This is a genomic window from Rhizobium sp. CIAT894 (assembly GCF_000172795.2).
In the GTDB taxonomy this organism is placed as follows: Bacteria; Pseudomonadota; Alphaproteobacteria; order Rhizobiales; family Rhizobiaceae; genus Rhizobium.
The window spans coordinates 3450281-3462130 of the sequence record NZ_CP020947.1 but is presented as its reverse complement, the minus strand read 5'-3'; the positions used below and the strand labels follow the sequence as shown (position 1 = coordinate 3462130).

Sequence of the window (11850 nt, the reverse complement as noted above, 5' to 3'; positions counted from 1 at the left end):
CATTTTCCCTCAATTACCCGGAGGGCATGCAGCCCCCGTCAAATAAAGGCACCGATGTCCCTTGATGTCGCTCCCCGTCAGGGCGAGAGAGAAGGAACCACCCTTTCCGCACATATAGTGCATCACCGAGTGCGGATTATAGGGCGTCAGCGGTTTCCAGTTGTTCGGCTCGGCCGTGTTACATCCGGATGCCTGTTCGAGCTGCTCATGCCTGTAGCCGAGGATATGTCCAAACTCGTGCCTCAAAACGCCCCTCCGGTCGAAGGTCATGTCTTTGGAAAAGAAATCGGGAAAGATCACGATCTGCCGGTCATCAGGCGGCGAGCTTGGAAAAAACGATCGAGCGATCGGGCCGCCCTGGACATCGAGGTAGGTCAGCACGAAAGATACCTTTTCGTAGAATTTCCCGGCCTGCTCGATTGGTATTTCCTTGAGTGAGATGTTGCAGTTCGCGCACGCGTCGATCCAGTCTTGAGCAGCCTGCTTGAGTTCGCTGTCGGTGCGTTGCGCAAGTTGGTCATTTGGAAAGCTCGATGCCACCAAGGAGTACGTCATCTGTCGGCTGGGAATCGACTTCAGATAGCTCGGTTGCCCGTTGACCGTATCTACTATCAACTCGCCGGCAGGCAGTGGCTTGGTCTCTATTTTTGACTTCAGAAATGCCACGACGGAGGGGCGGTCGAGATACAAATCTCCTTCGATCATGAAATGACCAGATCCGGGCGGTATCTCCGGGAGGGTTTCGATATAGCGATTAACAGCATCGGCATCGTCAGGATGTTCGATAGCGTTGGCCAACTGATCCTGTGCGAAGATTGGCGTGGCCGCGACGCTGCAGGCGGCCAACACAGAGAGAAGTCTCATCAAGACAATAGTCGGGCGCATCTTCAGCTCCAATTTCCGGTTAATTCAAGCCGACAATTTCCAGGATCAGTTTCTCCGAAAGACATCCCGAGAGCTTTACGCTCGTTTGTTGTCTCGTGATCTCGATATTGCTGGCAGCACAGGAAGCCGACGCTGGAAGTTTTCCATTTTCTGAAGGCGAACCAGTCCCGGCGGGTTCCGCAGGAGATGATACCAAGGGGACCGTTACACCCGAATCGGCCACACCGGCGATCAATCGATCGCCAAGCGCAACTCCTTCATCGAAGGCAGACCTGCCGAATGGAACGGCTCGGCCAGCTTCGAAATGGAAAACGGTCTGAGCGATACGCCATCGGGTTTCGGCGTCGTTCAAGGAGAGTTCATCATCCGCCTTGGGTGGTGTCGGAAAATACAGCTTGGCTATTCCTCCTCCGCCCTCCCCCGCTCCAACGTAATTAGTGAGATAATTTATGACGGATGGATCGGCGGTAGTCTGAGCACCGGAATATTTCATCGCAAGATTCCGGAATGTCATTTTACCGCTGGTATTAAAGCCTGCCCGAACAACCAACCAATACCACCAGAGCCCAACGCCGCTTTGATCATTGGAAAGCGTGGGGATAATCTTGCCCTTGCTGTCGCGAACCTGCTTGGCGAGATCCAGACCGGGCCACGTCTTTATGTACTGCGGCCAGCCATCTGGCTCGGTTTGGGGAGTGATTGCTCCATAGTTTTTGGTCTGCCAAGTTTTCGGTGACGTATTCACTTCGCCGGATGGCTGGTCATTGACGACCTCGGAGATTTCTCGCTGTTGATCGACACCAAGCTTTCCGTCGCTCACAAGATCGTCGAGCTGCCATGCTCTCCGATAGGCCGCCACAAGCGAGGTATAAACCGGAGGTCTGATTGCAACTCCATCGATATTGCGCATGCAGTCGAAATGGAGGTGATAAGTTGTGTCCGGCTTCGCGCCCATGATGTTGGATACGTCACCGAGCGTATCGCCCTTTTTGACGGTCGCGCCGACCTTCAAGCCTACAATGCTCTCTTTGCTCATATGCAAGTATCGGCACGTGAATGGTCCCTCGCTGTCCATCGAACGTATTTCCACGCGCGTGAAGGGAGTGGCGGCGATTATCACCCCATCCGCCACCGCAAGCACTGGATGCACAAGACCCTTGGCCGGTGGTGCATTGGGCCGAATATCGACGCCTTGATGCCCCGTTTTCCCCGGGCAAAGCGGCATCGTCCATGAGCGGGCTTCACAATACGTATCCTTCCACGGATAGGCATAGTTCAGAACACTATTGCCACCCGCAGTGCTGTAAACCTGGCTGTTCGCAAATGCTCTGGCGTCCCCGTATTTTGGTCCAGCCTGCAGCGGAAAGCCGAACTGCTCGAAGTAAACCGTCCGATCGCCTGTACGGCCCAATCCTTTGGCAAGAATGCCGGGCGCGTGATAACGAAACGAGTCCGCCGCGGTCGCAGTAGATCCTAAAAGCAGTAAGGTCGACAAAATAGATAGGGTCCTGAACATCACGGTTTTCCTGCGCGAATAGTGAACCTCGACAATAGCGTGAGTTGATCCTGCCGGTTTCGGCACAGGTCCTTGCTGCTGTCGTCGCAGTCGATTGTCAGCGTGTAAGGGACTCCGAACTGGAGGCTGTCGAGCACGACCGAATAGACGTCGTCGGGATCACCGCTTTCGTCTGCAGGAGACGAAGGATCTACCCTTGGCTCGCTCAACTCGTCCGAAAACTGCGTCGAAGTCGGCTTCGAGGTGCTACGATCGCCCATAATCGTAACCTGAACACATCCGAAATCGTAGGTACCGGCATACCATGTGCCCGTGTCATCGCGCGCGAGTTGGGGTTTCGGCACAGGCCCTGCGCAGGATGGCCACCATTTTTCGTCTGGAGCTGCCTGCGACGCTTTACCGATGAACGCGTCGGTCAATGCCGGGTCCGGTGTTCCGCTCGCAAAACCATCCTGCAAACCGATTACAGGCAGGGAAAAGCTATCCAGTCTCCCGAATTCGTTGCTTTGCGCGGCAAACCCCGCGCTGTTGTCAACCGCTGCCAAGTATCGGGCAGACACCGGAGCCGACCAGATTGGCTGCAGCAATGTTTCCTGCGCGGCAGCGACATGAAAAATGGTGGCAAAGCATGCGACCGAAACAATAAGACGAAGGCGTACATCGAGCATAGCACACCTGTTGTTTAGGGTTTGATACGTCCTTGGATGGCCACACCCTTGTAGCTGCCAAACGAACGGACTGCCGCGGAGGGGGCGACAACAAAGCCAGCAGCCTTCGATTTGTCCACTGTCGAACAAATCGCGTCTACCACCATGTCAATCACGGGAATTTTATATCCGCCAAAGAGTACGATCAGGCTTTCGATCGTTTGCAGTGTCGGAACGAAATGACAAGCCGCCGCTCCGACTAATATTCGGCTCTTTATCTTGTCTTCTGTACTATCGCCCAAAGCCGGACCACGAGGGGACGTGCTAGGAGTATGACAAGAAGTCATTATTAGTAGGAATGCCAATGCATTCGCTGTTTTTCGCGACATTTCCCCCTCCACAACTCCACCCATATCAAACATTATCACAATAATACGGATTTACAAGAATAAGTTGCGATCGTATACATAGATTTATTTGAGTTTAGACAAATTTCTAATTTTAAATACGAATCTGATATTACCCGGCGAAGGTGAGGCAGACTCTTCGACAAGACGACGGCTGCCCTTGTGACGTCGCGCCATCTCTCACTTGCAGCGAGGTTGATCAGGCTCGGTATCGAATAGGGCATCGATCCATTTCGCGGCCTTGAGCGCCACTGGCGATCGGCCCGGCGTTCTTTCCCTTTTGGCGTTCGTGGAGATGTCGGCAAGCACGAAAAATTTGCGACGCGAATGCGCCCAGAACAGAGCTTGTCTCAGCGGACTAGAAATATGGTCCATTTTGAAGAGAGCGTTAGCCTCCGAGGTATTCGATGCACCTAAGGGCAGGCTAGGCTTTGGGACATCACCCGATCAGCAGGCCAGACGCTTTGAGCGGCCACCGGGACAGATGCCGCAAGCACCAAGAATATTTATCCGACGAGAACTCAGCCAACACATGACCTATTACACGAACGACCGCCTCTGGTGTTCCCTCTCCTGAGCGTTACCATTCTTGAAGATGTGTGCTCCCAGCTCGGCTTCATTGGTTTGAAGGGATCTCGAATATCCGAGGATTGAACGGTAGGCCACCGTCGTCGAACACAAGGCAGCGTATCAAACCGTTCGCCTCAGAAAGCACCATTAACGTCTCGGGTTGCCGATCTTTTGAACCAGCCGGACCGAGCTCCGCCAGTTCAAGAAGCCCGTTTTCCGAACTCCAAATATAGACCGCGGCCTTGCCACCCTTCCTGTCTTGCGGACCGGCCAAGATCAACAAGCTATCGCCGTGATATGCCGCAAGATCGCGGACTGCCTGGCCCTTTCCCAAATCCACCGGGTGCAGTTGCAGCCCGCCTGCCCCAGCGCCGAACACATGTTTCACCGAAGTTTCACCGATGACGGCCTTGCCATCCGGAAGCGGGCCCCGGAACCCGACGAACAACTTGTCTCCTGTGACGGCGAGCCCCTCGATATTCGTACCGTCTTTTTCGGGAGGCAACGCGTTCGCTTTCTTCAAAGCTTCGCTCTGGTTGAGCAGCGCGGCTAAACGATCGCTTTTTTCAACAGCTGGTGAGACCTTGTTTTCTTCTCCTATATCGCCGCCCGACAGCGCTTCGGCAGGAATCCGATATGCGAAATAGCGCGAGTCTTGCTTTTCGCCTTCCTTGTCACGCCCGTGGGAGCCGACGATGTAAAAGAAACCGTCGCTGAAGGAGACGCCTTCAGCATCCGTTTCCTTGTATTTGTGTCCGTCTTGAGCCTTCTTGGGGAGCAGGAATACTCGATCCTTTATAGCGACATTGTTGTCGTCCACATCGAAGGTCAACGCGTAACTGTACTCGTCGCCGACGAGCAGACATGTCTTCCCATCGTTCGAACAGGCCGCTCCGCTCACCTTAGTAGCTTCATCCGGCGCGATTGGCGGCGAAGTCTGCGGAGTGAGTTGGTTTTCCGGTTGGATAGCGTTTGCAGACGCCGGGAAAGCGCCCGGTACGGCAATCAGAAACGGCAGCACCGTGAGATGGATTAGCGCTCTTCTCATGCTCTCCTCCTTAGCATTCCCGTCCCGACGATCATCCCGTGTCGACATATCAGATTTCTCCATCTGGCGCAGAAAGTCCGCAACTTAAATCAAGGGGACAGGCAGTATTCCTGATGCAACGGTGACGACGGCGACATAGATTTCATCCGCCAGCGTGGCGGGCTACAACAACGCACTTACGCGAGGTTCAAAAACCAGAGTGACTTTGAGCAAAGAGCTAGAATGTAATTGGCAGGCAAGCGGATTCCAGCATAGATTTAGTAAACACTGAAAATACTCGTCTGTAAATATGCTTAATATTTTCCATTTTGAAAGACAATACTTAATACGCGGTGGCGCAGCTCGCTCCGCATCGTGGGAGGCGGCGCGGGCGAGCACCGTAATAGTAGCGAACCCGCCAGCGCGGAAGCCGCCAGGGTTCCTCTTAGGAACCAAATCTCTTCCCTTTCCTCAAAGCGTCTTAAGGTATTCCACCAATGCCCATCGGTCTGGGTCCTTGAGCGCGGCCGCGCCGTACTCGTGACCGGCGTTGCTATTACCATCAATAGCCTTTCCGTCGCCGTCCTTGGTCTCGTAGAGGAAGGTGTTTCCGTCGGTCTGGCCCTTTGCGAACCCGACCATTTTGGGATCGTATTCCCTACCTCCCATGCTGAAGTTCGCTGGCCTGTCCTTTGCAGGAAGAAGCAGATCATAAAGCGTCGGGACGGACCCATTATGGAGATAGGGAGCCGTGGCCCAGATACCGTCGAGCGGACGTGCCTTGTAACGGATAAGCTTGTCCTTCGACGCCTCGCAGAACTTGCGGCGCTGATCTTTGGGGCTCAGCAGTGCATTCATCCAGGTCTTGTCGACGATGATCGGCGGAACCGGCTCGCCGCCGAATACCTTCCCGAGCGCAACCTTGGCCAGCTCGGTCTTTTTGCCAATAAGAGCGCCTTTGACTGTGTCGCTGAGGCCGTCGCGGACGAAGACGTAAGAATTCGGCTGCGATGGCGACAACATTCCGGATGGCATCGTAGAGGAAAAGGCATTGCATGCCATCCAGATATCCGTTCTGTCCTTGGGGTCCATCGCCGACAGAATGTGGAGCGTTTCGGTCGCTTCGGGCTTTGTCGTGTCGAAGTGGCAGCTCGAGCATTTTTCCACGAACAGGCGACGGCCTGTTTTGGCGAGCTCCTTGTCGATCGGCGGGAAGGCCGCTGGCCACTTCGGAGGCTGGAGGATTTCCACCAGCGACTCCATCTTGTCTTGGTTTGCCAGCTGGACGCTCGATGTGTAGCCCTCGAGGTTTCCTATCAAGCTATTCTGCGGCTTGATCACCACTTCACCGAAGACGCCGATCGCCTCGCCGGCATTGCGTCCCATCGCTCCGTAATCGACGTAGTCTGCACCGACCTTGAGCTTGCTGTTTTCTGCGATGCCGTTCCATTGCACGTGCGTCTGTCGGTGGATGTTCCAAAGGAATGGGAAGCTCACCGGAGCGTCCGAAGGATTGTTGACGAGTTTTCCCGAACCCGCGAACATCACGACTTTGTTGAAGATGTGCCCGAAGGCGTCCACGCGCCCGTAGCCGTATCGGAGGGGTGTAGCGTTCAGGTTCGCAGTATCTTGCTGCCAGGTCAGCATCTTATCAAAGGCTGCGCCAAGAAGCTTCCTGTTGGCTGGGCTATTCTGAGGGCCGAGAACATTCTTCGCAAACCTGGTCCATTTGGCGCTGTCTTCCCTGGTTTCCTTCATGGATGCGTCGACGGCCTCGACGAAGGACTGGAAGTCCGTCAGGCTTGGCGCGCCATCGATCCTTATCGACGAGCCTTGGTAGCTAAGCTGCGCAGTGTGGCAGGCGGAACAATTCATCCCGATCCAAGGCTCGGCATGGCTTCCACCCGACTGGTTCGCGTACCACCGAAGTCTGGTGACCTCGAAATCCTTGTCGGGCTGCTTGTCGATGCCAAAACCCACAGGGTAACGGCTTTTACCAGTAGGTGGCGGTAGGTAGCCGAACGATGCAAGAAACTTCACGTCCGACAGTTTCTCCGTGCTTCCCGCACGTTCAAGCGCTCGGAACCACTTCTCTGGCAACAGACGTGACCCCTGACTGCCCCAATACCACCCTTCACGCTGGGCGGTCGTCCACCCCTGAGAGCTTGTTTCGTCCGCGTGAGCGCTTGCCCCGGATGCAATTACTGCCGCCGCTATCAACGATGCGGCCAAAGTCCTGACTGACATAGAATCCCCCTCACGGCGGACCGAAATCCGCACTCGACCGACCAAAATGCTATTCAATGGTTGCGGACTTTGGCAATCCTTGGTGGTTTCCGCGGCCGCCAATGCTACCAGCGTGGCTTTAGGGAAGATCACCCGGGCATTGTCCGCTACCGTGGCTGACTATGTTATGAAAAGCTCAGCAGTGCTCTTGAAATTGTACCGAATTAGCCAACCCTGGCTTTTTGCTCGGCCCTTAGGCGTTCCGCTTCGTGCTCCAAAGGCACACCGAAATCTGACGCAGTCACCTTGCCACGCATCTGCTGAATTTTCCCAGCGTATGAAAACCAGATGTTGATCATTTGATCATTAAGAGAATCGTAGTCGTCGAAGCGACAGAACCAGCTGGCGTGACACCTGACAATGCGATCGTAGGTATCGACCGCCTGTTCAAGAGTTCCTTCCAGCCCGCCATCTTCAATATAGCTTGTGAAAATGGCCTCCATAGCGGCTCGTCGCTGTGGAATATCCTCGATGCCGAGAAGCCTCTCTGTGACGCCCGGTTTCGCTAAAAGCGAATACGATGCATCGATGATAGGCTTCGCGTGATCTGCCAGTTCTACCCGATAGCGTTCACTTGGATTCTGCCATATCGAAACCCCAAACGCTAAATTAACTGCAGCGACGACGAAGCCGGCAACGGCGATGGTAGCCCCGGCAGCGCCAATAAGCTTGGAGAAACGAGATAGTTTTCGATACCAAAAAGGTAAGTCCCAGCTGGAAAATGGTGCCTGCTCCGTCATCGTTAGCAAGCTCCCGTTCTTTGGCAGTTATTGTAAATGATGTCCGCATCAGCAGGAGCTGATAGAGTGGTCAAAAGCCCAATCATCAGGAAGCTGAATGTAATTACTCTGACCACGGTCGCCTCCCATTAATCATAAATATTACTCGCGTATGGATATATATCAAGACAGTACTCAATTGACCAGTAACGTAAATATGTAAATCGCGCAGATTTCCGCTCATGACGGCGTAATGCCATACAATAGGAATGCTCGATCGTGATAGGCCCAGCATTCGATCTAATAAAGTTGTGGCTTTTCAGCTTGAGTTGATCAATGTAAAGATCCGAACACTTCGGCACGTCTAGTTAGCGCCGTCATCGCGATTATGTGAACGGGGTTGCGGAATTTCCCCTTACAATCCTGCGGGGAGTGCGTATATTTGTTCTATCGCAAGAGAGTGGAATTCCCTGCCGCCCTCTTCCGACCTCCAGAGCCTGCCGTGCCCTTCCTGCGGTGCGACAGGCTTGATGTTCAAAGTTGCACATTCCGGCCCGTTGAAGGTTTCCCCTGCCTTCCGGGCCGTATTTGTTTTGGTGCTCAGCCGTCGTTCAGTCTCGCCTCTACCAGAAGTTTTACCAGCCAGTCGACAAAGACGCGGACTTTGTTGCTGAGGTGGCGGTTCGGGGGGTAGACGACATAGAGCGGCAGCGGATCGCGGCGCCAATCTGGGAGCACGCGGACGAGTTCACCTCTCGCTATCGGTTCGCGCGCCATGAAAATCGGCACCTGCGCGATGCCGAGACCCGTCAGCGCAGCCGTCAGATAGGTGCGGCTATCGTTGACCGAAGCGATGTAGCGCGGACTGCTTTCAATCACCTCGTCGTGCCGACGGAATTCGAAGGGCATCGTTCGGTTGTTCTGGGCGCGGAAATAGTTGACCGAGTAATGATCGGCCTCCAGATCCTCCGGCCGCTCTGGCACGCCGAATTTCTGGATATAGCTCGGCGAAGCGCAGGTGATCATCTCGACTTCGGAGACCCGTCGCGCGATCAGCGACTGGTCGGCCGGCGTGCCGGCCCGCAGCGCACAGTCGACGTTTTCCGCAAGATAATCGACCGTGCGATCGCCGACACCGAGGTCGATGCGGATATCGGGATAACGCTGATAAAAGTCGCAGAGTGCGGGAACGACGATCCAATCGGCAAAAGCGCCGGCCATCTCGACGCGCAGCCGCCCGCTCGGCAGGCTCTGCGAATTGGAGAGGCTGCCGTCGAGTTCCTCCAGCTCCGAAATGATCTGGGCGGCGCGTTCGTAATAAAGCGCGCCGTCGGTGGTTACCATGACCCGGCGCGTGGTACGGTTGAGAAGCTTGGTGCGCAGATGCGCCTCCAAACCCTGGATGAGATTGGTTACCGTCGCCTTGGGCATGGCGAGCATGTCGGCGGCACGGGTGAAATTGCCCGTCTCCACCACGCGGATGAAGACGCGCATTGCCGAAAGCTGATCCATCGGTTTCAAATCCGCAGTTTGCGTTGCACCATTGTTCGAGAATTGGAACAGTGTAATCGCGATATCGCTTCTTATTCCCTGTTCTGAATAACAATATCTTTTTTGTGCAAATTGCAAGCGACAGGCGTTGTCTGTCTATAGCGATGTGAAAAGAGACCGGAATCGATGACGGTGGAATGGAAAGATATGATGCTGGATAAGGTGGCCATCGGCCCCGTTTCCGCGCGTGTCTACCAGGGCGCCGATTACGGAAAGGGCCCGCCGATCGTGCTTTACCTGCATGGCGGCGCGTTTCTCGACAGCGAAACGAACGTCGATCGGCCGGTGGCAATGAGTCTGGCCAAATCAGGCGCCATCGTTGCCGCAGTCGATTACAGCAGCCTGTCCGGCAACCTGTTTCCGCAGGCGTTCGAAGTTTCCTTTTCCGTTCTCACCTATCTCGCCAACAAACGCGCCGGCCTCGGCGACCGCAAATCGCTGCTCTTCGTCGCCGGTGAAGAAGCGGGCGGCAATGTCGCCGCCGGCGTGGCGCTCAAGGCGCGCGACCAGATGCCGGATGCGCTCGACGGCCAGGTGCTGATTTCGCCGCTGCTCGATCCGTTCATGGGCACCTCCTCGATCCGCAAGGCGGAAGCCATCGGCATGCGGCAGCGCTGGACGGACGGCTGGAGCCACTATCTGAGCGGCGGCGGTTGCCATCCCTATGCGGCGCCCTGCCTCTGTTCGCGTCTTTCTGGCGTCGCGCCAGCGCTGATATTCACCGCCGAGGACGATCCTCTGCATGATGAAACGCTTGGTTACGGCGCCCGCCTGAAAACGGCCGGTGTCGGTGTGCGCCAGCATGTTCTTCCCGCCGGGACGGGCTGGCCCTCGATTTATGGTGGGAAATCCGAGGGAACACTCGACTGGCAGGAGCACGTCAGCCGCCATTTCGGAAGCTTCCTTCGGGATGTAAGCGTCCAACCGCAATTGCATTGAAGAAGACCTGATATTTCGGCGGCCTTGGGGGCCGCAAGGAGAGCACTGATGACGTCCAGAAGTAAACGCTGGGCCCTGGTGGGCGCCGGCTTAGGCCTTGTTGCGTCCGTTTCCGGCGCCGCATTGTTTTTCGAATTGCCGATGAGCACGACAGCCACGGCCGCTTCCGCCCCTGCGCAGCCTCCCGCCGTGCCGGTGACGGTTGCCGTCGTCGCGGCGCGCGACGTGACGGCCTGGGAAAATTTCTCCGGCCGTCTCGAAGCGGTCGACCGGGTGCAGGTGCGTTCGCGCGTTGCCGGCGCCATCCTGGCGGTGGCTTTCCGCGAAGGAGCGCTGGTCAAGCAGGGCGACCTGCTCTTTACCATCGACCCGGCTCCCTATCAGGCGAGCGTGGCGCAGGCGCAAGGCCAGGTCGCTTCGGCCGATGCCAAGGTCAGCCTGGCTCAGACCGAGCTCGATCGCGGCCGCCGGCTTTCCGACAATCGTACCATCTCCCAGAGCGATCTCGACCAGCGGCAGAGCACGCTGGCCGAGGCCCAGGCGGGGCTGCGTTCGGCGCAGGCCGCACTGCAGTCGGCCCAGCTCGATCTCGATTATACGCAGGTGCGGGCTCCGGTGTCCGGCCGCATCGGCAAGATCGAGGTGACCGCCGGCAACCTCGTCGCCGCCGGCTCGGCCTCGCCTGAACTGACAACGCTCGTTTCGGTCGATCCGATCTATGCGAGCTTCAATGCCAGCGAAGAGATGGTGACGCGCGCACTTGCCCAGCTTCCGCAGACGGACGGCGCCTTGCCTGCCGTCGAAGAGATCCCGGTTCAGGTCGGCACGCTCGCAGACGAAGGCACGCCGATCAAGGGCAAGCTGCAGCTGATCGACAACGAGGTCGATGCATCAAGCGGCACGATCGCCGTACGCGCCGTGTTCGACAATCCGGGCGGGCGTCTCATCCCCGGCCAGTTCGTTCGGGTCCGCATGGGTCAGCCGAAGGCCGAGAACAAGATCGTCATCAGCGACCGTGCCGTCGGCACCGACCAGGACAAGAAATTCGTCTTCGTCGTCGACGGTGAGAACAAGGTCGCCTACCGGCAGGTCCAGCTCGGGACGCTGGCCGACGGTCAGCGGGTGGTCGAAAGCGGCCTGACTGCCGGTGAGAAGATCGTCGTCAACGGCCTGCAGCGCATCCGTCCGGGCGCCGTCGTCGTCCCGCAGATGGAAGAGAAGGTCGCGACCGCGCAGTAAGGACTTCGCCTTCCCGGGGGGCAAGGCAATGCCTCGCCCGGGGAGGGCTGATACCCGAAATGAT

The 11850-nt window shown here is 56.5% G+C and carries 10 protein-coding genes and 1 pseudogene; 2 read left to right on the top strand and 9 right to left on the bottom strand.

Features of this window, described 5'->3' with window-relative positions; genetic code table 11:
* Window positions 1-9: 9 nt before the first annotated feature.
* The 9 genes and pseudogenes from RHEC894_RS17170 to RHEC894_RS17135 all read right to left on the bottom strand — a co-directional run bounded on the left by RHEC894_RS17170 (window position 10) and on the right by RHEC894_RS17135 (window position 9569).
* On the bottom strand, window positions 10-885 hold the full coding sequence (locus tag RHEC894_RS17170) for a hypothetical protein (protein WP_125460976.1): 876 nt from the start codon (window positions 883-885) through the stop codon (window positions 10-12).
* Between the two features lie 19 nt (window positions 886-904).
* Window positions 905-2401 (bottom strand): M23 family metallopeptidase, encoded by a 1497-nt coding sequence (locus RHEC894_RS17165; protein ID WP_085738170.1) that lies wholly within the window; start codon window positions 2399-2401, stop codon window positions 905-907.
* Window positions 2401-3069 (bottom strand): hypothetical protein, encoded by a 669-nt coding sequence (locus tag RHEC894_RS17160; RefSeq protein ID WP_085738169.1) that lies wholly within the window; start codon window positions 3067-3069, stop codon window positions 2401-2403. Before RHEC894_RS17160 ends, RHEC894_RS17165 begins: the two co-directional genes overlap by 1 nt.
* 14 nt (window positions 3070-3083) lie before the next feature.
* The gene (locus tag RHEC894_RS32510) at window positions 3084-3437 is read right to left on the bottom strand and encodes a hypothetical protein (protein WP_125460975.1); all 354 of its coding nucleotides are present in this window, start codon (window positions 3435-3437) and stop codon (window positions 3084-3086) included.
* A gap of 222 nt (window positions 3438-3659) precedes the next feature.
* A pseudogene (locus tag RHEC894_RS33415) lies at window positions 3660-3845 on the bottom strand (IS66 family transposase); the annotation flags it as partial.
* 226 nt (window positions 3846-4071) lie between these two features.
* Window positions 4072-5073: a DUF3616 domain-containing protein gene (locus tag RHEC894_RS17150; RefSeq protein ID WP_164517694.1), complete on the bottom strand. Its 1002-nt coding sequence runs from the start codon at window positions 5071-5073 to the stop codon at window positions 4072-4074.
* 450 nt (window positions 5074-5523) lie between these two features.
* Window positions 5524-7299, bottom strand: a complete 1776-nt coding sequence (locus RHEC894_RS17145) for a di-heme-cytochrome C peroxidase (RefSeq protein ID WP_245339478.1) — start codon at window positions 7297-7299, stop codon at window positions 5524-5526.
* Window positions 7300-7502: 203 nt separating this feature from the next.
* Window positions 7503-8078, bottom strand: a complete 576-nt coding sequence (locus RHEC894_RS17140; protein WP_010066662.1) for a hypothetical protein — start codon at window positions 8076-8078, stop codon at window positions 7503-7505.
* 579 nt (window positions 8079-8657) lie between these two features.
* Window positions 8658-9569 carry a LysR family transcriptional regulator gene (locus tag RHEC894_RS17135; RefSeq protein WP_085738165.1) on the bottom strand — a complete coding sequence of 304 codons (912 nt, stop codon included), beginning with the start codon at window positions 9567-9569 and terminating at the stop codon, window positions 8658-8660.
* Window positions 9570-9734: 165 nt separating this feature from the next.
* Between RHEC894_RS17135 and RHEC894_RS17130 the strand changes: the two genes are divergently transcribed.
* Both RHEC894_RS17130 and RHEC894_RS17125 read left to right on the top strand, forming a co-directional pair.
* Window positions 9735-10547: an alpha/beta hydrolase fold domain-containing protein gene (locus tag RHEC894_RS17130; RefSeq protein ID WP_085738164.1), complete on the top strand. Its 813-nt coding sequence runs from the start codon at window positions 9735-9737 to the stop codon at window positions 10545-10547.
* Window positions 10548-10595: 48 nt separating this feature from the next.
* The gene (locus RHEC894_RS17125) at window positions 10596-11786 is read left to right on the top strand and encodes an efflux RND transporter periplasmic adaptor subunit (RefSeq protein WP_085738163.1); all 1191 of its coding nucleotides are present in this window, start codon (window positions 10596-10598) and stop codon (window positions 11784-11786) included.
* Window positions 11787-11850 lie beyond the last annotated feature (64 nt).

Coding starts and splice junctions, on each gene's coding strand:
- RHEC894_RS17135 (WP_085738165.1), bottom strand. CDS start 9,569: ATGGATCAGCTTTCGGCAATGCGCGTCTTCATCCGCGTGGTGGAGACG.
- RHEC894_RS17145 (WP_245339478.1), bottom strand. CDS start 7,299: ATGTCAGTCAGGACTTTGGCCGCATCGTTGATAGCGGCGGCAGTAATT.
- RHEC894_RS32510 (WP_125460975.1), bottom strand. CDS start 3,437: ATGTCGCGAAAAACAGCGAATGCATTGGCATTCCTACTAATAATGACT.
- RHEC894_RS17150 (WP_164517694.1), bottom strand. CDS start 5,073: ATGAGAAGAGCGCTAATCCATCTCACGGTGCTGCCGTTTCTGATTGCC.
- RHEC894_RS17170 (WP_125460976.1), bottom strand. CDS start 885: ATGCGCCCGACTATTGTCTTGATGAGACTTCTCTCTGTGTTGGCCGCC.
- RHEC894_RS17125 (WP_085738163.1), top strand. CDS start 10,596: ATGACGTCCAGAAGTAAACGCTGGGCCCTGGTGGGCGCCGGCTTAGGC.
- RHEC894_RS17160 (WP_085738169.1), bottom strand. CDS start 3,069: ATGCTCGATGTACGCCTTCGTCTTATTGTTTCGGTCGCATGCTTTGCC.
- RHEC894_RS17130 (WP_085738164.1), top strand. CDS start 9,735: ATGACGGTGGAATGGAAAGATATGATGCTGGATAAGGTGGCCATCGGC.
- RHEC894_RS17140 (WP_010066662.1), bottom strand. CDS start 8,078: ATGACGGAGCAGGCACCATTTTCCAGCTGGGACTTACCTTTTTGGTAT.
- RHEC894_RS17165 (WP_085738170.1), bottom strand. CDS start 2,401: ATGTTCAGGACCCTATCTATTTTGTCGACCTTACTGCTTTTAGGATCT.